Source organism: Nostoc sp. LEGE 12454 (genome assembly GCF_056620565.1).
In genome coordinates this window covers 65994-86347 of sequence record NZ_JBWQXL010000016.1, presented here as the reverse complement: position 1 = coordinate 86347, position 20354 = coordinate 65994, and the positions used below count along the sequence as shown (strand labels likewise).

The window sequence follows — 20354 nt, the reverse complement described above, 5'->3', positions numbered from 1 at the left end:
TAATAGAGATAGAGGTCGGAAAAACTAACTACTCTGAGATTACTTCTGTTTTCACCTCTGCGATCCTGGCTGATTTATACCGTCGGCATTGGCGGATTGAAGAAGCTTTTCATCAGGGTGAATTACTACACGAGTGCGATGTTTACGATGAGTCACAGCTACGCAATATATATAGCAACACAAATAATTGTTTTTTGAGTAAAGTAGGTTCTAAGCGATTGCTTTATGTGTATTTAATATGATAGTATTATACACTCTTGATTTTAATAAAGTTTTATGCATCGTCAACAAAATTCTTTGGAAAAATAAATATAAGTAAATTAATGGGTAAAAAGTAGTGTATTTTAATAATACTCAAAAAACTAACAAATTTGAACATCATCTAATAATTTTTGTAGGTACAGCATGGTTTTTCGGCACTGCTTCGTTGCATCTGGCTTGATAGCTTTCTTGGCATTTGGCTGTAGTGGTGGGGCAAACTCATCGGCAGAAAATACTACACAGGTTGTCCAAGAAAGCAATGTAACCCAACTTTTCATAGAAGCGAAGGCTACCCAAAAAGCAGAAGATTACTTTCATCAAGGTAACAATTTATTAGATAGACAAAATTATGAAGATGCCATAAAAGCTTATGATAAAGCGATCGCCATCAAAGTTGAGAGTCCTGAAGCTTGGATTAATCGTGGCATTGCCTTAACATCGTTGCAACGCTACCAAGACGCTCTTGCATCTTACGACAAAGCGAGCGCGATTAAACCCGACAAATATGAAGCTTGGTATAATCGTGGCATCGCCTTAACATCGTTGCAACGTTACAAAGATGCAGTTACATCTTACGACAAAGCGATCGCGATCAAACCCGACAAATATGAAGCCTTAATTAACCGAGGCATAGCTCTAACAAAGCTGCACCGCTACCAAGATGCGATCGCATCTTATAATAGAGCGATCGCCATTAAGCAAGATTTGCACCAAGCATATTACAACAAAGCTTGCTCTTATGCTTTACAAAGCAATCTAGAATTAGCAGTTGAGAACCTAGACAAAGCAATCAAGCTTGTTCCTGATAAATACAAGAAGTTAGCAAAAACTGACCCAGACTTTAGCAAAGTGCGTAGTAAAAAGCAGTTTCAGGAATTACTGCAATAGTATTAGATCGCCACTACTCAGTGTAAAATATAAGCCTGCTGTAGAAAGTATTTTTTCTTGAGCGGTTTACGATTAGACATGAAAAAATTATTAATCACCGGAGCAAGTGGTTTTTTAGGATGGCATCTTTGCCAGGTTGCAAAACAAGAATGGGAGATTTATGGTACTTACTTATCCCATTCTTTAGAAATTCCTGGCATGAAAATGTTAAAAGCGAACTTAACAAATTTTCAGGAATTGAAAAGTATCTTTAATGATGTCAAACCAGAAGCAGTTATTCATACTGCTGCACATTCGCAACCAAATTTTTGTCAAACAAACCCCAAAGAATCGCACGCAATTAATGTTATAGCATCCTGCAATATTGCCGAACTTTGCGCGGATAATTCTATTCCTTGTGCTTTTACTTCAACCGACTTAGTTTTTGATGGTTTAAATGCTCCATATCAAGAAACAGATGCCGTGTGTCCTGTTAATCTTTACGGTGAGCAAAAAGTCATGGCAGAAGCAGGTATGCTAGAAAGATATCCCATGACCGCAGTGTGTCGAATGCCGTTGATGTTTGGTGCAGCAACACCCACAGCGAAAAGCTTTATTCAGCCATTTATTCAAACTTTAGAAGCCGAAAAAGAACTAAGTTTATTTATAGATGAATTTCGTACACCAGTAAGTGGAACATCTGCCGCCAAAGGACTCTTACTAGCATTAGAAAAAGTTAATGGCATCATTCATTTAGGTGGCAAAGAGCGGATTTCACGTTATGATTTTGGACAGATATTAGTAGAAGTATTTCAACTTCCCGCCACTAGACTTAAATCCTGTCGGCAACAAGATGTGAAAATGGCAGCACCTAGACCAACTGATGTTTCTTTGGATAGTTCCAAAGCTTTTGCATTGGGGTATCAGCCTTTATCTGTAAGGGAAGAATTAGAGGCAATACACTTCAGTTAAAGCTTAGTGTTAATTGGATATGTATACATGGATATTCGCGTTTACAGACTTTGTAGGAGATGATTTTTTGGGATCTGTCCTTAAAAAATTTATATAACCCTCATTATTTCTGTGACTGTCAAGCACATGGTAGTTCTGTCCGCTTTTTCCCCTCCATGCGTTAATCGCGTCATCGCAAATTTTTTGTGAAATCTTAAAGGTTGGAAAATAATTCCATCTTCCCGTCTTTGTCCCATCAGCTGTTCCATCATTCGTTTGTATAAAGGTTTCAATTTTATTGATGAAACTCTGTACTTCTTGTTGATGCTGCTCCTGCTCTTGGGCTTTTTTTTTCTGCTCCTCTTCGGCTTTTGCCTTGCCTTTTTGGTCTTCTGTAGGGGGTGCTTTTACACTAGCAGGTAGTCCACTCCCCCACACTCGCTGCACATTTGCGGTATCTAATACTCCCCCCTTTTGCTGCACTACATGGGTCAACTCATGCGCCAACAACTCCTGTCCACCCCGACTCCCAGGATTATATTCTCCCGAACGAAAGAACACATCCTGTCCCGTCGTGAAAGCACGCGCCTGAATTGACCGATTCAACTGGTCTGATTGACCATCAGTGTGAACCTTCACCCCACTAAAATCAGCGCCAAACGCCACCTCCATCGGTTCGCGGATGTTGTCTGCGATCGCCACTCCTCCACCCCTTGCTTGGTTAATGGACGCTTCCAGGTCTGGCGCAGCAGCCATCCCAGACTTAGCCTGACGCTGCACCATCGGCTTCATCTGTAATTCTTCTTCATCCTCTGGCAATGCTTCTCGTTGCAGTGTGCTATTGTCCAGAGATTTCATCTGCAATTCTTCCTCATCCTCTGGCAATGCTTCTCGTTGCAGTGTGCTATTGTCCAGAGATTTCATTTGCAATTCTTCCTCATCCTCTGGCAATGCTTCTCGTTGCAGTGTGCTATTGTCCAGAGATTTCATCTGTAATTCTTCCTCATCTTCTGGCAATGCTTCTCGTTGCACCAAAGGAGTGATGGAATTCGCTAGAGGTTTCATCTGCAATTCTTCTGACTCTGGCAATGCTTCTCGATGGATAGACTGGCGATTTACAGGTTGCGCCATTCTTTGCATTACCTGCTGTGCTACGCTATCAGCTTCCTGTTCGTATTTGTCTCCAGGCTGGCTAATTGAGAGTTTTGCTTGGGTACGCAGTGGTATGCGACTGATATCGTGAGTAAGTGGTTTATGGAGTGGTTGTATTTCAGGAATTGCTTGGCGTGAAATTGCCGACGACTCTAAACCAAAGCCACGTATCGGTTGTTTCAGGGATGGAATTGAGAAGCCTGTAGTAGTTTTTTTCTGCCGACTGACGTGTTCTCTCATTTTCTTCTCCAGATTGCCCAAGCAGTAGGTAGATCAATATTTTACTGTTAATAATATCTAGACTACTGCGATCGCACTTGTAACACAATTCACCTGAAGTCTAAATTTTTGGGAAACCTATCCTATAGTATTAGGCGATGCCTGCGGCGGGCTGCGCCTACGCACTTCAAGAGGTGTAGGGTGGGCAAATTCCGATCGTTTGACAGACAATTTCATGTCCATTTACTCAACTTAAAAGAGATGCGATCGCGCTTCTGCCTTCCCGGAATTAACTTCCGCCTTCACGTTTCGGTGTTTCGCGCAGTCTGTAGCAACTTCCGCCTTCCCTGTAAGAGCTTCCGCCTTCACGTTTCGGTGTTTCGCGCAGTCTGTAGCAACTTCTGCCTTCCCTGAAGTAACTTTTGTCTTCAAGTAAGGGAACTCCAAAAAATAAATCATCCAATTTCACCGAATCAAAAAGACTTTTTCTTCCCCTGCGAAGATATCCCTGTTCCTCTACAAGATTGGCGATCGCAGTTTAATTCAATTTGGGATAAAATGTATCTTCGGCTTTCTGAATTTCAATCATGTCCAGTAGGGTGCGTTAGTGACAGCGTAACGCACCGCACCACATTCCAATTCTTCTAAATATCCCAAATACTGTTAAGCACTTCTGGAACTTCAATCATTCCCCAATTTTGCGGATAAACACCTTGCTGGATAAACCGATGAATAGTTGAAAATTGCCAATCCTGTGGAGTCAGACATAATTGATGCCGCACAGGATTGTAATGAATATAATCGCAATGTTTGGCAAAATCTCTATCGTCCTGAATCAGATGTTACCAAAATCTTCTTTGCCATAAATTGCGTTCTTGTCGTTTTTGTCGAGAGGTAGAAATATCAGTATTAATTCCCAATTGCTTACTATACTGTTTGGTGACAAAGGTTTTAATTAATCGCATTCGAGTTGATAAATCGCTATCTCCTTCTGGTAATGTCCATAAACTATGGAAATGATCGGGTAATAGCACAAATGCGTCGATGGTGAAGGGATATTTTTGACGTACATGAGTGATAGCAGCGCGCAGTGCAAGGCGTGCGATGTCGCTGATGAGCCAAGGTTAGCGATGATGAGTGACTTGAGTGAGAAAATAAGTACCACCAGGAAGTTTTGCTCGGCGGTAGTTGGGCATAGGTATTCATTGATGAGTCGATTGTCTTAAAATACCCATTGTTTATGCCGAATCAATATTTCTTGTAGGGTTCGTTAGGCGTTCGTATTTGGATATTTTGACAGGCGATTTGGTTGTTTATGCCGTAACGCACCAAATCATTGGTTCGGTGCGTTACTTCGTTAACGCACCCTACAAGATCGGGCGATCGCACTAACATCTAGAGTACAGCGATCGCACTTTTAATACAATTCACTCAAGGTCTAAAAATATCGTCCTATTAGGTACTTCAAACTAAAAAAATATCCCATCGTTATGGAGGCAGGGGGACAGGGGGCAGGGAGAGTAAGAGAAATAGAACCGGAATAAATTGGATAATTTATTTTTTGGAGTTCCCTTAATGAGGGATTGTTTTGTACGTCGCTTACTTATCCGAAACCCTCGCTGGATAAAATGTATCTCCTGCTTTCTTTATTTTTATTTGGTCTCCACCATTGGGTAAGAACACATCATTCTTTCCTGATACTTCGGATGTTTTCAACGCATCTCTCAGATTCTGATTGCTCCATTGCTCAGGAAACATTGTACTGCGTTTTTTAGTTCCCAAATCCAGCCCCCACTCCATTTCCCATACTCCGTCAGTATTCTCGCTGATCACCTTGTAGCTTAACCTATTGCCCCATCGTATTTGCATATCTGAGAGCAAATGTCCACCCTTTACTGAGCCATCTTCATTCTCCTCTCCTGCCAAATGATCCAGTAATGCTATGTAAGGTGCGATCATCGACTCTTTATGCTCAGACGCTAGATCGTCACGGTTTTTAGGTTCTTTTGATTCTAAACTCAATAAAGTTTTTACACTGTCCTTTGCTTGATCCACTGTGTAATTCCGATTTTGCTCGTCGTGTAAAGTGTTTAGTTTTTCTTCAATCATTTTTATAGTTACATAACCCTTCACTTCATCCCTGATTTTTTTTGCCAAGCCATTTATATCTTTTTTCTTTTTATTTCTCTGGTCGGATATGTTTTCAATTGTCCTTTGAATTTTATTTTTCACTGAATTGTTTGTTGCTGGAATACTCCCAGCATCAGACTGATGCTGCACCATTGGCTTCATTTGGGCAAGTTGATTTTCTTCTTCCTGTAGTAAAATTTCCCGTTGCACAGATTGCTGATTTACAGGCTTGCTTATGGTCTGCATTACCTGCCCTGCTACTCTATCAGCTTCCTGCTCGTATATATCTCCTGGCTGATTAACGGTTAGCTGTACCTGGTTTGGTAAAGGCGATCGCTGCACCGCCCCGCCACTCTGCTGCACTACGTGTGTAAGCTCATGCGCTAACAACTCCTGACCGCCCCGACTCCCTGGATTATATTCCCCCTGCCGAAAAAACACATCCTGTCCCGTCGTGAAAGCACGCGCCTGAATTGACCGATTCAACTGGTCTGACTGACCATCCGTGTGAACCTTCACCCCACTGAAATCTGCGCCAAACGCCTGTTCCATCGGTTCGCGGATATTGTCTGCCATCACTTGTCCACCACCCTTTGCTTGGTTAATGGATACTTCCAGGTCTGGCGCACCAGCCATCACAGCCTCACCCTGACGCTGCGCCATCGGCTTCATCTGTAATTCTTCCTCATCCTCTGGCACTTCTTGCCGTTGCAGTGTGCTATTGTCCAGAGATTTCATTTGCAACTCTTCCTCATCCTCTGGCATTTCTTGACGTTGCAATGTGCTAATGTCCAGAGGTTTCATTTGTAATTCTTCCTCATCCTCTGGCAATGTTTCTCGTTGGATAGACTGGCGATTTACAGGTTGCGCCATTCTTTGCATTACCTGCTGTGCGACGCTATCAGCTTCCTGCTCGTAAATGTCTCCCGGCTGGCTAATTGAGAGTTTTGCTTGGGGACTACGCAGTGGTATGCGACTGATATCGTGAGTGACTGGTTTATCGAGTGGTTGTATTTCAGGAACCGCTTGGCGTGAAATTGCCGACGACTCTAAACCAAAGCCGCGTGTCGGGTGTTTCAGGGATGGAATTGAGAAGCCTGTAGTAGTTTTCTTCTGGCTGACGTGTTCTCTCATTTTCTTCTCTAGATGCCCAAGTAATAGCTAGATGAATATTTTGCTGTTACTAAGCATCTAGAGTACAGCGATCGCACTTGTAACACAATTCACCCAAAGTCTAAATCCAGGCAAAAACTAAGTTCGACTTTTGGCTACTTTTGATTCTGATGCACTACCTTTAGCCTGGATTTAGGGAGAGTTTTTTTATTTATGGACTCAAAACAGCAACAAACTTTTTTCACATTCGATGGAGATGTTGGCGGGACTGCTGGCTACGCTGGGGTTCCGGCGGCATCTGATTCCAGCAAGGCAGCTAAAACGGCAAGTAAATATCTCAACGACTCATTGCTGATGAACCAGCTTACAGAACACGTGTATAAACTTTTGCTAGAAGATTTGCGATCGCAGGGAGAAAGGGTAGGTAATTATAATTCCCAAAGGTGGTTGTGATGGCTACAGGCGCTAATAATGGCAACATTACTCATGAATTAAATTATGTCACTACTAATCGGTTCTACGTTGAGATAGACAGTTCTATTGCTGCATCTTTCGCTGAATGTTCAGGATTAAGTATTCAAATTAAGAAAAATGTGTTTCAGGAAGGTGGTGTTAACGACCAGCAAAGAATTTATTTAGGTCATACAGAATTTGCAGACATAACTCTTAAACGAGGATTTACCGATCATCCAGGTTTTTGGAACTGGATGAATGCAGTTTTTGATGAAAAAAAGAAAACATCTCGACGCAATGTCAATATTCTAATTTTCAATCAAGCCGGTGAGACAATGATGAGTTGGACTTTGATTGGTGCTATTCCTATAACCTGGAAAACACCTGCACTCCAAGCAGATGGTAAGGCAGTTGCCATTGAAGAATTAACTTTAGCTTATGAAGGCTTACAAGTTGCAAGGTCTACAGGAGGAGGCACTTCCGTACAACGAAATCAAAAAAGTGGATATTTCGTTTCTAGCTAATTGGCTATTTTTAAACGATAACTATGCAAATTATTCAATCTCCACTAGGAAACAATATTCAGCCCCTTGGGGTAATATCATCTTTATCTATTCCTGATAGAATGCTATTGAGAAAACAGTCTCATTCTTTGCATTCCCGAAGTAATTTTATTAGTCCCATACAAACTAAACTACCATTAGTCACATCCTCTAAATTTTTCTTATCTCGTGAACATGAACCATCGATACAACCATTAATAGGTTGGGATAGTTGGGATAATCAAGATATAGATAGTGATTTGCCATTACTTGAGTCTGATTCTTTTGAGCCAATAGCTCTACCTGAAAATAGTCAGGTTAATAATAGCGAACTAGTAAAAGAGAGTATTTCAGAGATACTGCCAAATCGTATTGATAAAAAAACAAGTGATAATACCTCGCAACAAGTAAATATTAAAGGTAAATCTAAATCAAAAAAAGCAAAAAAATCTGAACAGCCACCTGAGACAAAACCCAAATCCAAATCTAAAAAAGCAGTAAAATCATCTGTAGCTAAGAATATTGTTCAAAGCAATGTTACTATTGATGGTAATAAAGATAGCTTCTTAGCATCAGATAAGCCTCTGTCTGTTGAGGCTAATTTGGAAATACCTACATTGCAGCTAGATAATGCTGTCTTTGATAATTCTCTAGCTTTGCCGTCAGCACTTACCTCAGCCGAACTTAATGATGCACCTACTTTACTCCATCCTTTAGCGAATGATGAAAATACTATAGGGGCGAATATTGCTGCACCTAATTCTGAGTCTTCAGTTGCAAAAAATCCGATTGCAATACAACAAAAAATTGATTCCAGTGTTTCAAGTGAATCTCCAGCGAGTATCCCTGTTCAGTTAACACCTACCTCAGCCAATATTGAAGACACACCTAGTTTATTGAGAAATGATAATAATGAACGGTTAGTAATTTCAGAGTCACAGTCTCCTATGGTGGTTAATATTTCAGATGTCTCAGCAAATCTGACTTCACTGCAACGTGACAGCTATCTTGAGACTACTACTAGCGAGTTTACAGAAAGTCAGCCTATATTAGTACCACTTGAGATTGGTGAAACACCAATAATTACTGCGACATCGCCTGAGATTGGTGAAACTACGATCGCACCACTTACCGCTACATCGCCTGAAATTGGTGAAACTGTAATCGCGCCATTTCCCGCCACATCGCCTGAGATTGGTGAAACTACGATCGCACCACTTACCGCTACATCGCCTGAAATTGGTGAAACATCAATAATTACTGCGACATCGCCTGAGATTGGTAAAACTGCGATCGCACCACTTACCACCACATCGCCTGAGATTGGTGAAACTGCGATCGCACCACTTTTCGCCACATTACCTGAGATTGGTAAAACACCAATAATTACTGCGACATCACCTGAAATTGGTGAAACTGCGATCGCACCACTTACCACCATATCGCCTGAGATTGGTGAAACATCAATAATTACCGCCACATCGCCTGAGATTGGTGAAACATCAATAATTACCACCACATCGCCTGAAATTGGTGAAACATCAATAATTACTGCGACATCGCCTGAAATTGGTGAAACTGCGATCGCACCACTTACCACCACATCGCCAGAGATTTCTGAAATACCAATAATTACTGCGACATCGCCTGAGATTGGTGAAACTACGATCGCACCACTTACCGCCACATCGCCAGAGATTTCTGAAATACCAATAATTACTCCTACATCACCTGAGATTGGTGAAACTGTAATCGCAACATTTCCCGCCACATTACCTGAGATTGGTGAAACACCAATAATTACTGCGACATCGCCTGAGATTGGTGAAACTGCGATCGCACCACTTACCGCCACACTACCTGAGATTGGTGAAACACCAACAATTACTGCGACATCACCTGAGATTGGTGAAACTGTAATCGCAACATTTCCCGCCACATTACCTGAGATTGGTAAAACACCAATAATTACTGCGACATCGCCTGAGATTGGTGAAACTGCGATCGCACCACTTACCGCCACATTACCTGAGATTGGTGAAACACCAACAATTACTGCGACATCATCTGAGATTGGTGAAACTGTAATCGCGCCATTTCCCGCCACATTACCTGAGATTGGTGAAACACCAACAATTACTGCGACATCGCCTGAGATTGGTGAAACTGCGATCGCACCACTTACCACCGCATCGCCTGAGATTGGTGAAACATCAATAATTACTGCGACATCGCCTGAGATTGGTGAAACTGCGATCGCACCATTTCCCGCCACATCACCTGAGATTGGTGAAACTGTAATTGCAACATTTCCCGCTACATCGCCTGAGATTGGTGAAACACCAATAATTACCGCGACATCGCCTGAGATTGGTGAAACTGCGATCGCACCACTTACCGCCACATTACCTGAGATTGTTGAAACACCAATAATTACCGCCACATCGCCTGAGGTTTTTGAAACGCCAACAATTACCGCCATATCGCCTGAGATTGGTGAAACAGCGAGCGCACCACTTACCGCTACATCGCCTGAGATTGGTGAAACTGCGAGTATTTTCAGAAAAATTATTGACAATGAACAAACAATAGAATCAGAATTTCCCTCTGCGGTAACAAATGAAGAAAATCCTGAAATATTAACCTTTGTTGATACCTTAGATAATCCAACCTCTCCACAAAATGAGGTAAGTACACCACCTCAAGTTGAGCAAAATGCGATCGCAGAAAATTTGTCAGCACCTAAAGGTTATGCTACTGGTGGTCACGTAACAGATTCCCCCGTTGAAAATCGTCAGCAAATTGCACCCTCGGATACTGTACCTGCAATGCTTACGCCTGGGGAGTTTGTGATTAATACCAGGGATGCACAAAAGCATTTACCTTTACTACATCACATCAACGCTGGTGGGACACCGCACGATATCATCCTTCCAAGTTTAGAGACACCCAATGCTCAAGAACCAGAAGAAATAACCTCTCCAGAAACCCCGACTAAAGTCGATTCTTTTCCAGACATTTCATTACAACTAAAAACTACTGAGACTCACTCCCCTCATGTATCCAACTCTTTAATTCCTTCTTCCTTGGGGTTGGATATTGGAAAACAGAACCTTTCTATCCTAAATTCTCCACAGCTTAATCCTCTTCAAAACGAAACAATTCATGTAGATGAAGCTTCACCTCAATACTCATCGCCTCCCCTGATTTTCCGAAAAGCAAATTCTAGCAATAATACATCTTCCCAATGGTCAAATACACCTTCTCAATGGTCAAGCGTGGAAGATTTACTAAATGGAAATAATGATGAATTAACTAGCTTTAATTTCAATGATGTAGAATCTAACAGCCAAAATTATGAATTTTCTCAGGTTTCAGAATCGCCACAGGTTTTTGCTAAACACCTTCCTGCATCGAGAGGTTTTGCTGATGGTGGAGAAGTTATTCCATCCGATATATCTAGAGAAATAGCACCAGTAACAGAGACGATAGAGAGCGCATCCTCATTTTCTCAAGAAGATGATAAAGATGATACCTCTGATCTTGAAGCTCTAGCCCGTGAAATTTATAACAGATTACGGCAACGGATAGAAATTGAGCGAGAACGTCATGGCGGTTACTCAGGTCGATTACCTTGGTAAATTTCTATTCAATAATTAATTTTGGAGAAATACTCAAATGGCAAGTCCAGCAATTATTGTTACCCAAAAGCGTCAACCACAACTTGAAAAAGCCAAACTTATGGCTTATAACGGTGAAGCGCCAGATATTGAATTAATGTTTAATCCCACGGACATTAGTTTTGCTCGAAGTGTTAGGTGGGAAAGTAAAGATGGTAATAGAGGAACTACTTTACTTCCGAAAGTAAATTTTTCTGGCGTTGAACCTTACAAATTCACACTCAAACAGTTACTCTATGATACTTATGAAACGAAAGAGTCAGTGATGAAAAAGTATATAGACAACATTAAAAAAGGTGTAGAAACTATCACTACAAAAGTTGACAGTCGTCCACCTGTTTATATATTTACATGGGGATCGGAGTATTTTTATTGTGTAATCACGAATCTAACTTACACTTTAAATATGTTTCTGAGTGATGGTACGCCAGTAAGGGCACTGGTAGATATAGCATTGCAAGAAGTAGATAAAAAAAATCTTCCTGGAGGAAAAAAATCAGCTTCCCAAGGTCAAAAGACTCCGCTAGATCCAAAGGTGGCAAAAACCGAGCGAACAAACTTTAAGAAATGATAAATATTAATGTATCGCTACTTTGCAATTAAAGGCTGCTCTGAACATTTCCTAGTTACCAAATAATAGTTATGCCTCCTAAAAAAAGCCTTTATTTAAGCGAACCTAAAATCGTGATAGAAGGAAAACCCGCTTCTCCTGAATTAATGAAGGATTTGTTAGAAATGACAATAGAAGAAAGCCTTCATTTGCCAGCAATGTTTACGCTAGTCATACATAATAGCTATATTCCCACATCTGACCAACCACAAAACAAGCCTTGGCGACATGAGCAATTGTTTAAAATTGGGAAAAAAGTGAAGTTGGGTTTTACTTCGAGTACTACTCTAGATAAGAATTTTCAAGATGTGGGAGAAAAATTCTTGATTGAAGGCGAAATTACAGGCATGGAAGTTCACTTCAATGAAAAATCCGAAGCTGATATGATTGTTCGTGGCTATGATATTTCCCATCGTCTTCACAGAGGTCGTTATAATCGTTCTTTTTTGAATCAAAGGGATAGCGACATAGTAAAAAAAATAGCTAAAGAAGTAGGGATAAAACTTGGCAATATAGACCTAAGTGGTGAAGTGCATAAGTATGTCTTTCAAGAAAACCAAACTAATATGGAGTTTTTGCGGGAAAGGGCTGCCCGCATTGGTTTTGAACTATTTGTTACAGATGGTCAAATAAATTTTTGCAAACCAAAACCTCAGGCAGCTTTACCACTAAAATGGCTAGTTGAGATTAATAAATTTAGTACTCGCGTCACCAGTGCCCAACAAGTGAGTTCTGTGGAAGTACGTGCCTGGGACTATACTAAGAAACAATTGATTACCCAAACAGTTAAGAAAGAGAAACAACTAACTCAAACAGGTAATCAGCTAGGAAGTACTACCAGTACTGCATTTACCAATCTTAAGTCCCAAGAAATGATTGTTGTAGATAAACCTGTTGCCAGCGCAAAACAAGCAAAGACTATGGCTCAGGCTCTGTGTGATGAACTGGGAGGAGAATTTGTTTATGCAGATGCCAAGGCAGAGGGTAATCCTGAGATTCGACCGGGGCGAGTAATTGATCTTCAGGGTATGGGCGATCGCTATAGTGGTAAGTATTATGTTACAGAAACACGCCATTTCTACAGTAAGCGGGTTTATGAAACTGATTTCAGCGTGCGGGGACTACGTTCTGGTAACTTATTCACAACTCTATCTACAGAAAAACGCCTACAGCCATCTGAGACTTTATTAGTGGGAATTGTGACTGATAACCAAGACCCACAGGCATGGGGTAGAGTCAAGGTCAAGTTTCCTACCCTCACAGAAAAGGATACAAGTGACTGGGCGAGAGTTGTAACTTTGGGAGCAGGCCCAACCAGAGGTTTCGACTGTTTACCAGAGATAGGCGATGAAGTACTGGTAGGTTTTGAGCATGGCGATATTCACCGTCCCTACATAATTGGCGGAGTATGGAACGGAAAGGATGCACCACCAGAAAAAGTGCGTGACTCAGTTACAAAACGTGGGGTAAGATTACGCACCTTTAAAACTCGTGTCGGACATACTCTACAGTTTATCGAGGAAGATAAACTAACTAGTAAAACAGGTATTAGCCTAGAAACTAAATACGGTCACAAAATCTATCTTAATGATAGTCAAAAGTGCATAGTGATTCAAACCAAACGTGGTCATATAATCAAAATGGACGACATGGCTAGGTCTGTTTCAGTGGAATCAAAAGGTAATTTGTCATTAGATGCTGTTGGAAATATAGACATTTCAGCCAGGGGTACGATTACAGTCAAAGGTGCGATGATTCGCCTTAATTAATTACGAATTACGAATTATTTTCATTGGGCTTTTTTAAAGTTTGATCGTGAAAAATATTATTAGGGCATTGTCATGGGTCGACCAGCAGCAAGAATTACCGACAATGTAGCGCATCCCTTACCGCCAGTATTGACAGGAGGCCCAGGTAGTCCCAATGTGTTGATTGGGTCTTTACCTGCGTGGCGGGGTGTGCTTGCAGCAGCAGTACCAGCTTTGCTATCTGCTAAAACATCTTCTGATACGGCTGTCCTAGCAGCTGAGACTGCTACCAAGGCGGCGGCTGGTACACCAGGAGCACCTGCTGCCTTAGCCGCCGAACAAACTACAAAGACAACAGCAGCATCTACTATGAGTAGCGCAATCAGTTCTGCTGCCGCAGGTGCTGATATTCATAATTGCGCCACACCCTCGCCCGTACCTCCACATGGGCCAGGTGTTGTAATTGACGGTAGCAAGACAGTGTTTATTAACAACCTGCCTGCCTGTCGTATGGGCGACACTATTATAGAAGCATTAGGCCCACCGAATAAAATTATCAAAGGTAATCCCACTGTTTTGATTGGCGGCTGATTGATGAGGTGGAGGGGATGAGGGAGTAGGGGGGTAGAGAAGTGGAATTCTAAATCAAAGACTCATCCGCGAGTATTAAAGACTCATTCACGAGTATCAAAGACTCGTCCACGAATATGAAAGACTCGTCCGCGAGTATCAAAGACTCGTCCACGAATATAAAAGACTCGTCCGCGAGTATCAAAGACTCGTCCGCGAGTATCAAAGGCTCATTCACGAGTATCAAAGACTCGTCCGCGAGTATCAAAGACTCGTCCGCGAGTATCAAAGACTCGTCCGCGAGTATCAAAGGCTCATTCACGAGTATCAAAGACTCGTCCGCGAACCTTACAGCGTTTTTCAAGTAAATAAATCACAGAGTAGAGACCAATACCTTGAGTTAAGCATTGTTTCTCTCCCCCTGCCCCCCTGCCCCCCTGCCTCTTCAACCTCGACCTTTGGCGAATAGGCTTAAACTTTCTGTGCCGATATCTTTAAAGATATCCATGTAACAGCTGTCTAAGTGCCAGATATGGTTTACGGTCGTGAACGAGCCTATTTGGGAACAGGTTGGGCTTATCCACTGCATTTAAGTGTGCAAGGTGGGATACAACTTAGCCGTGAAGATCAAAAAGTTAAAGAATCTATTTGGATTATCCTCCGCACTGGAGTAGGTGAGCGGGTTTATCGACCTACGTTTGGTTCGCGCTTGTCGGAACTGGCGTTTGCACCTTTAAATAGCGATACCCTACTGCGAATCCGTCTTTATGTCTTGGAAGCTTTAGAAGTTTGGGAACCACGCATTATTATCGATGAAATTGTCACCGATCCTGACCCTGTGCGTGGCAGAGTGGACATCATCATTAATTATCGACTCAAAGACGGTCCCGATATTTATAGTTTTGTTTATCCTTATTATTTGGTTTCAGCTGGGGAGGAATCGTGATACGAATTAAAAATTAAAAATTAAAAATTAAAAAAGCTAAATTTCATCTAGGTTTCTAGGCTTGTATCTGTCACATTCTTTTTTTAAATTGGTATGAACTTTGACTTTTTACCGAAATTACCTTCTTCCAATTTAGACGATCGCGCCTTCGATGATTTGGTGGAAGAATGTATTATGCGTATTCCTCGCTACTGTCCAGAATGGACAGACCACAACCTCAGCGATCCAGGAATTACGCTAATTGAGTTATTTGCTTGGTTAACTGACCAGATGTTGCTCAGATTTAACCAAGTACCTCGCAAAAATTATGTAGCTTTCCTAGAATTACTGGGTATTCGTCTTCAACCTCCCGCCCCAGCCCGCACGGAATTAACTTTTTATTTAAGCGCTGCACTACCTGAAACCTACACTATTCCGGCAGGATTAGAAGCTTCAACTATCCAAACTGAAACCACAGAAGCTATTACCTTTAGTACAGATTCTCCTCTAATTATCGGCAACCCCCGCATACAACACTTCTTAACTGCCCAAACCACCGAAGATATTCCCCAATCTCTGCGAGAAAGAGTCACAAGTTCATGGACTCGTGAATCTAACGGTTTCTGGACAGGCAATGAACAGCCGATATTTGAAGAGGAACCTCAGCCTGGTAACTGCTTTTATTTAGCGATCGCTTCTGATGATCCTCTAGATGGTAATGTTCTAGATATTACTTTTCAAGGAGCCGCAGCTACGCCTGCTGGGATTAACCCCAATCAACCGCCTCGGAAGTGGGAAGCCTGGGATGGAGAACATTGGCAACCAGTTTTATTCCAAGAGTCAGACGATGAAACTCGCGGCTTCAGTTTTTACGAACTCGCTGAACAGGGTGGTAGCCCGTCTGAAGGGGCAGATGTCCGTCTGCATTTACCGCAAAATTGGCCTGTTACCAACTTTACTTCTTACCGGGGTCGCTGGCTACGCTGTAGTTTTATTACTACAGAAACAAATCAACCTGGTTACAATCGTCCACCACGAATTACTGGTTTAGCAGTGCAATCAATTGGCGGTACAGTTAGGGCTAGTCACAGTACCTTTATTGAAGATGAGCGCTTAGGAATTAGTGATGGTACACCCGGTCAGACTTTTGAATTACAAAGCGCACCGATTTTAGAACGCCGAGAAAATGAGTATATCCTAGTTATTCCCGATGGTGGTTTGCCTCAGAAGTGGACTGAGGTGAGAGATTTTGCTGATTCTGGGCCGCATAACTTTCATTACACCATCGATTCCATCACTGGTACAATCCAGTTTGGGCCGCTGATTCGTGAACCTAGCCAACTTAAACAGCAAACATACGTGCGCTCCCGAATCCAGCAACCATCACTGGATGACACATCTGTACAAGTTCTGGAAAATAACCAGTCTGAACATCAATATGGGGCGATTCCTCCCCGTGGCTCAGAGATTAAAATGGTTGCTTATCGTACAGGTGGTGGTAGAGAAGGCAATGTTCAAACTGGGGCAATTCAGTTTTTGAAGTCTGCATATCCATACATTGCTAGTGTAGTCAATCGTGTACCAGCAATAAATGGCGCAGATGCCGAATCGCTGGAACAGGCGGTGATGAAGGCTCCCCGCATTCTCCGCACGCGCGATCGCGCCGTCACTGCCGAAGATTTTGAAGTTTTAACTCAACAGGCGGGTGCTGGTGCGATCGCCCGCGTCCGCTGTTTGCCAGCGAATTCTCAAAGACAAGCTGGTATAGTTAGTTTGCTGGTAGTTCCTTATGCAAACACAGATGCGATCGCCCAAGGCAATGGCATGACACCAGAAAATTTTGCCCTGAGTAATGCCCTGCAAGAGCAAATTTTGAGCTATTTAGATGAAAGACGCTTATTAGGGGTACAAGTAGAGTTACAAGAGCCGAATTACGTAGGTGTTTCTGTACAGACAGAAATTGCTTTAGAGCCAGCATACAACAATCCTTTTGCCAGCGAAGAAATTCGCCGGAATTTAAGGCGATCGCTATATAAATATTTAAATCCCTTAACTGGAGGAATTGACGGCAAAGGTTGGCCATTTGGGCGACCAGTTTATACATCGGATATTGTGGCATTATTGCAACAAACCCCAGGCGTGCGTCATTTAGGCCCCGTCCTGCTGTTTCCCATCCGCAAGCAAGGAGAAAATTGGCGACGACAACCATCCCCTGAACAATTGATCGATCCGGGATCGGAAGGTTTGATATGTTCTTGGGCTGATACAAATCTGCGTTCAAATCACGACATCCAAATCATTAATCGCTGATTTGTCATTTGTCATTTGTCATTGGTCATTTGTCATTTGTCAGTAGTTATTCTCCCCTTGTCCCCTGCCCCCTGCCTCCTGCCTCCTGCCTCCTGCCTCTTCTTACCCCCAATCCCCAATCCTATGGTTCAAAGTCGCTCTAGTCCCGCTGTAAGCATTCAATTAACGCCGATGCAAATTCCCGAAGCTTTACCTGTGGCGGGTTTAGCATTTGCAAATGCGGATAATATAGATGTCGCTGGACGTAGTTTGCTCTTGCATCCTGGACATCCCAGCGAGATGATTGTGCAAGTGCAAAACTTAGAACAACGTCCTTTGCGGGTAAGCTTAAGCGTTGAAGGAAACTTCCCATCGCAGTGGTGTCAGATTGGCACAGAAGGCACTGAAATACCGCCTCGTGGACAAATGGATGCTGTCCTCTACTTCTCAATTCCCGACACATTTTTTGAAGACCAAGAAGCGATCGCTCCTGGAAAAAAAGACAAACTAACACTCAATTTTCGCAGCCTAATTACTCTACACATAGACTCAGGCACGGACAACGAACAAATCGAGAGAAGCGAGTATTTCGATTTATACATCCGTCCCTACACTGCCTACATGGAATTCTTGCCAATTTTGTATCGAGAAGTGGACTTTATTGGTCGCTTCATGAAAATATTTGAGCAAGCTTTTCAACCAATAGTTGATAGTTATAACGTCATGTGGGCAAACCTCGACCCTTTGACAGCACCGCAAGCATTACTACCCTTTATGGCTCATTGGGTTGCTTGGCAAGTAGATTCTGTTTGGGATCTCCAGCAACAACGGCGTTTAATTCGCCGAGCCGTAGAACTCTATCGCTGGCGAGGAACTCGTAAAGGATTGCGTCTCTATTTGCATCTTTATACTGGTTTACCGTTAGACGAAGATTTACCTAATGAAGCTGATAAACATATTAGTATTACAGAACCTTTTGGCCCAAGTTTTATTATAGGAGACGCACAATTAGGAAATGCAGTTTTAGCAGGTGGACAACCATATCATTTTATAGTGCGTTTGCGTTCAAATATTTCTAGTGGCATTATCAACGAAGAACTTATCCAAAGAATCATAGAACAAGAAAAACCAGCTTTTTGTACATACGAATTATCTATCGAAAATCCCCCTAATTAAATAATTCGTAATAAAGTAAAATTTAATCCAAAATCTAAAATCTAAAATCTAAAATTGCTATGTCTCATCCTTTTCCACCACCACCAATTAAATCCTTTGAACGCTTGCAAGCCGCAGACGGCTTACTAATTAATGCAGAACGTTGGCGCACAGCCCATGAATATCACCGGAATCGGCAAAATGCTCAATATCAAAGTTTAAATCAACCAGGAATTGTCTGCGGTTTAGGCGTGCGAGATGTGACTGCCCCAAGCCAAGTTGAAGCTAGATATCGAGATGGACGTTGGGTACAAATTCAACCTGGGATTGCAATTGATTTAGCAGGTAATCTAATCGTTGTACCGACTTCTTATGACTTTCCCATTGATTTAGAAGTAGTAAGTTCTGAACCGCTGATGATTTACTTAGTAGTTAGCTATGTAGACCCCGATGAATTGCGGCGCGGACAGCAAAGAGATGTTGTTCAAGAAACTTATCGAATTGACCAAATAAACTCTACACCAGCCAGTTCAGAAATAGAAATATGTCGGATACTTCTGCAACCAGGACATACTGAAATTACCCAACCTGCGGATGCTTTTTTCCCTGGATATAATAATATTGATTTGCGTTATCGTCGTCAGGCACAAATGCGTCCTCAAGCACTTGTATGTATGGCGCAGGCGACTCATAGCGATCCTGAATGTGCGCGTAATTTTTTCAGCCTTTCGTATTTGTTACAAGCTGTAGAACCCCTATACCCAAATTTGCGCGGGGCTGATGAACCAGGTCAGGTTTCTTTAGGAGAAAATATCCAAGACTATGACATACTTTATCTGACAGGTGGACAGGCTATATCTTTAAATAGTCTCGAATTTGAATCCCTCAGAAATTATTTAAATTTAGGTGGTGTACTTTTTGTTGATGCGCCAACAACTGCTAATGCTTTAATTGAGAGTACTCAAGCCTTGGCACAACAGTTAGAAAGTCCTTTAAGACCTTTAGAAGAATTGCAGCGGAGTCATCCTTTAAGGACAAAACCTTTCTTATTTGCTGCTTTACCAATGGTTAATCAACAACAGATTAAATTGTTAATTGGTGGAGGAATTATTCTAGCCATTGGAGATTTAGCAACTGCTTGGGGATTGGATAGAGATTTGAGTTTACCCAGATTGACCATTCGTACAGCTCAGGAATTAGGAATTAATATTCTTCACTATGCTTGGAAGCGGCGACAGTTAATTGGGTTGCAACAGGAAGATAATTCTGGGCAGTGGTGAAAGCCAAGCAGATACATCAGAATTCAGCATCGGAACGCGTGCCGCAAACAAACTGGAGACATTTTTCAAAGTCATCGCCTTGCCAGTTGTTAGCAAATTTCAGCAAATCTTTAGCTTTGGAGTAGCGCAGGGTTGCTTCCCCATCTTGGATAGAGGTATCTTCTAGTTTAATACCAGAGGCATTTTTTCTAATTTTGAGGTATTCGAGATAGTCGAGGGTTTGCTCTAAAATCGATTCTGGAGCGGTTTTGATCGCAGCAAGTAGCTGTTCGTTAATGGTAGTCATGGGGGCACTGGAGGATTGATTATGGATATCTTGATTCTTCATCATTTCCTACCGTTGTTTTTGAAACCGAAAATAGCGATCGCACTAAATTAACGATACCATCAAGGTCTGAAAATGATTGAC

The 20354-nt window shown here is 42.0% G+C and carries 16 protein-coding genes and 1 pseudogene; 12 read left to right on the top strand and 5 right to left on the bottom strand.

Annotation, left to right across the window (positions count from 1 at the left end; genetic code table 11):
- Positions 1 to 405 precede the first annotated feature (405 nt).
- A complete protein-coding gene (locus AC1F2U_RS18300) occupies positions 406 to 1149 on the top strand; it encodes a tetratricopeptide repeat protein (RefSeq protein WP_480262391.1) in 744 nt (247 codons plus the stop codon).
- Between the two features lie 78 nt (positions 1150 to 1227).
- Entirely contained in the window at positions 1228 to 2100 is an 873-nt protein-coding gene (locus tag AC1F2U_RS18295; protein ID WP_480262390.1) for an SDR family oxidoreductase, read from the top strand.
- 9 nt (positions 2101 to 2109) lie between these two features.
- Here the strand turns inward: AC1F2U_RS18295 and AC1F2U_RS18290 are convergent, their stop codons facing one another.
- The 4 genes and pseudogenes from AC1F2U_RS18290 to AC1F2U_RS18275 form a co-directional block, all read right to left on the bottom strand.
- Complete coding sequence (locus AC1F2U_RS18290; protein WP_480262389.1) at positions 2110 to 3471, bottom strand: eCIS core domain-containing protein; 1362 nt, start codon at positions 3469 to 3471, stop codon at positions 2110 to 2112.
- A gap of 231 nt (positions 3472 to 3702) precedes the next feature.
- Positions 3703 to 3882 carry a hypothetical protein gene (locus AC1F2U_RS18285; RefSeq protein WP_480262388.1) on the bottom strand — a complete coding sequence of 60 codons (180 nt, stop codon included), beginning with the start codon at positions 3880 to 3882 and terminating at the stop codon, positions 3703 to 3705.
- A gap of 212 nt (positions 3883 to 4094) precedes the next feature.
- Positions 4095 to 4646, bottom strand: a pseudogene (locus tag AC1F2U_RS18280) (REP-associated tyrosine transposase).
- A gap of 403 nt (positions 4647 to 5049) precedes the next feature.
- On the bottom strand, positions 5050 to 6714 hold the full coding sequence (locus AC1F2U_RS18275; protein ID WP_480262387.1) for an eCIS core domain-containing protein: 1665 nt from the start codon (positions 6712 to 6714) through the stop codon (positions 5050 to 5052).
- A 192-nt stretch (positions 6715 to 6906) separates the two neighbouring features.
- Between AC1F2U_RS18275 and AC1F2U_RS18270 the strand changes: the two genes are divergently transcribed.
- From AC1F2U_RS18270 to AC1F2U_RS18225, 10 genes are all read left to right on the top strand, one after another.
- On the top strand, positions 6907 to 7146 hold the full coding sequence (locus tag AC1F2U_RS18270) for a hypothetical protein (RefSeq protein WP_480262386.1): 240 nt from the start codon (positions 6907 to 6909) through the stop codon (positions 7144 to 7146).
- Positions 7146 to 7670, top strand: a complete 525-nt coding sequence (locus AC1F2U_RS18265; protein ID WP_480262385.1) for a phage tail protein — start codon at positions 7146 to 7148, stop codon at positions 7668 to 7670. Before AC1F2U_RS18270 ends, AC1F2U_RS18265 begins: the two co-directional genes overlap by 1 nt.
- Before the next feature lie 23 nt (positions 7671 to 7693).
- The gene (locus tag AC1F2U_RS18260) at positions 7694 to 11329 is read left to right on the top strand and encodes a hypothetical protein (RefSeq protein ID WP_480262384.1); all 3636 of its coding nucleotides are present in this window, start codon (positions 7694 to 7696) and stop codon (positions 11327 to 11329) included.
- A 37-nt stretch (positions 11330 to 11366) separates the two neighbouring features.
- Positions 11367 to 11939 carry a CIS tube protein gene (locus AC1F2U_RS18255; protein ID WP_480262383.1) on the top strand — a complete coding sequence of 191 codons (573 nt, stop codon included), beginning with the start codon at positions 11367 to 11369 and terminating at the stop codon, positions 11937 to 11939.
- 71 nt (positions 11940 to 12010) lie between these two features.
- Positions 12011 to 13747 (top strand): VgrG-related protein, encoded by a 1737-nt coding sequence (locus AC1F2U_RS18250; RefSeq protein WP_480262382.1) that lies wholly within the window; start codon positions 12011 to 12013, stop codon positions 13745 to 13747.
- A gap of 72 nt (positions 13748 to 13819) precedes the next feature.
- The gene (locus AC1F2U_RS18245; RefSeq protein WP_180277558.1) at positions 13820 to 14317 is read left to right on the top strand and encodes a PAAR domain-containing protein; all 498 of its coding nucleotides are present in this window, start codon (positions 13820 to 13822) and stop codon (positions 14315 to 14317) included.
- 511 nt (positions 14318 to 14828) lie between these two features.
- Complete coding sequence (locus AC1F2U_RS18240; RefSeq protein ID WP_480262381.1) at positions 14829 to 15242, top strand: GPW/gp25 family protein; 414 nt, start codon at positions 14829 to 14831, stop codon at positions 15240 to 15242.
- A gap of 93 nt (positions 15243 to 15335) precedes the next feature.
- Positions 15336 to 17531, top strand: a complete 2196-nt coding sequence (locus AC1F2U_RS18235; protein WP_480262380.1) for a putative baseplate assembly protein — start codon at positions 15336 to 15338, stop codon at positions 17529 to 17531.
- A 123-nt stretch (positions 17532 to 17654) separates the two neighbouring features.
- Positions 17655 to 18686: a phage tail protein gene (locus AC1F2U_RS18230; RefSeq protein WP_480262379.1), complete on the top strand. Its 1032-nt coding sequence runs from the start codon at positions 17655 to 17657 to the stop codon at positions 18684 to 18686.
- A gap of 59 nt (positions 18687 to 18745) precedes the next feature.
- Positions 18746 to 19945, top strand: coding sequence for a DUF4159 domain-containing protein (locus tag AC1F2U_RS18225; RefSeq protein ID WP_480262378.1), 1200 nt, complete (start codon positions 18746 to 18748; stop codon positions 19943 to 19945).
- A 16-nt stretch (positions 19946 to 19961) separates the two neighbouring features.
- On the opposite strand, the gene AC1F2U_RS18220 is transcribed toward AC1F2U_RS18225, so the two are convergent.
- A complete protein-coding gene (locus AC1F2U_RS18220; protein WP_442949849.1) occupies positions 19962 to 20276 on the bottom strand; it encodes a hypothetical protein in 315 nt (104 codons plus the stop codon).
- Positions 20277 to 20354: the final 78 nt, after the last annotated feature.

What these genes read in the sequence shown, in the direction of transcription:
- AC1F2U_RS18250 (WP_480262382.1), top strand. Translation starts at nt 12,011, where the DNA reads ATGCCTCCTAAAAAAAGCCTTTATTTAAGCGAACCTAAAATCGTGATA.
- AC1F2U_RS18275 (WP_480262387.1), bottom strand. Translation starts at nt 6,714, where the DNA reads ATGAGAGAACACGTCAGCCAGAAGAAAACTACTACAGGCTTCTCAATT.
- AC1F2U_RS18240 (WP_480262381.1), top strand. Translation starts at nt 14,829, where the DNA reads ATGGTTTACGGTCGTGAACGAGCCTATTTGGGAACAGGTTGGGCTTAT.
- AC1F2U_RS18265 (WP_480262385.1), top strand. Translation starts at nt 7,146, where the DNA reads ATGGCTACAGGCGCTAATAATGGCAACATTACTCATGAATTAAATTAT.
- AC1F2U_RS18230 (WP_480262379.1), top strand. Translation starts at nt 17,655, where the DNA reads ATGGTTCAAAGTCGCTCTAGTCCCGCTGTAAGCATTCAATTAACGCCG.
- AC1F2U_RS18290 (WP_480262389.1), bottom strand. Translation starts at nt 3,471, where the DNA reads ATGAGAGAACACGTCAGTCGGCAGAAAAAAACTACTACAGGCTTCTCA.
- AC1F2U_RS18300 (WP_480262391.1), top strand. Translation starts at nt 406, where the DNA reads ATGGTTTTTCGGCACTGCTTCGTTGCATCTGGCTTGATAGCTTTCTTG.
- AC1F2U_RS18260 (WP_480262384.1), top strand. Translation starts at nt 7,694, where the DNA reads ATGCAAATTATTCAATCTCCACTAGGAAACAATATTCAGCCCCTTGGG.
- AC1F2U_RS18295 (WP_480262390.1), top strand. Translation starts at nt 1,228, where the DNA reads ATGAAAAAATTATTAATCACCGGAGCAAGTGGTTTTTTAGGATGGCAT.
- AC1F2U_RS18225 (WP_480262378.1), top strand. Translation starts at nt 18,746, where the DNA reads ATGTCTCATCCTTTTCCACCACCACCAATTAAATCCTTTGAACGCTTG.
- AC1F2U_RS18255 (WP_480262383.1), top strand. Translation starts at nt 11,367, where the DNA reads ATGGCAAGTCCAGCAATTATTGTTACCCAAAAGCGTCAACCACAACTT.
- AC1F2U_RS18220 (WP_442949849.1), bottom strand. Translation starts at nt 20,276, where the DNA reads ATGATGAAGAATCAAGATATCCATAATCAATCCTCCAGTGCCCCCATG.
- AC1F2U_RS18235 (WP_480262380.1), top strand. Translation starts at nt 15,336, where the DNA reads ATGAACTTTGACTTTTTACCGAAATTACCTTCTTCCAATTTAGACGAT.
- AC1F2U_RS18245 (WP_180277558.1), top strand. Translation starts at nt 13,820, where the DNA reads ATGGGTCGACCAGCAGCAAGAATTACCGACAATGTAGCGCATCCCTTA.
- AC1F2U_RS18270 (WP_480262386.1), top strand. Translation starts at nt 6,907, where the DNA reads ATGGACTCAAAACAGCAACAAACTTTTTTCACATTCGATGGAGATGTT.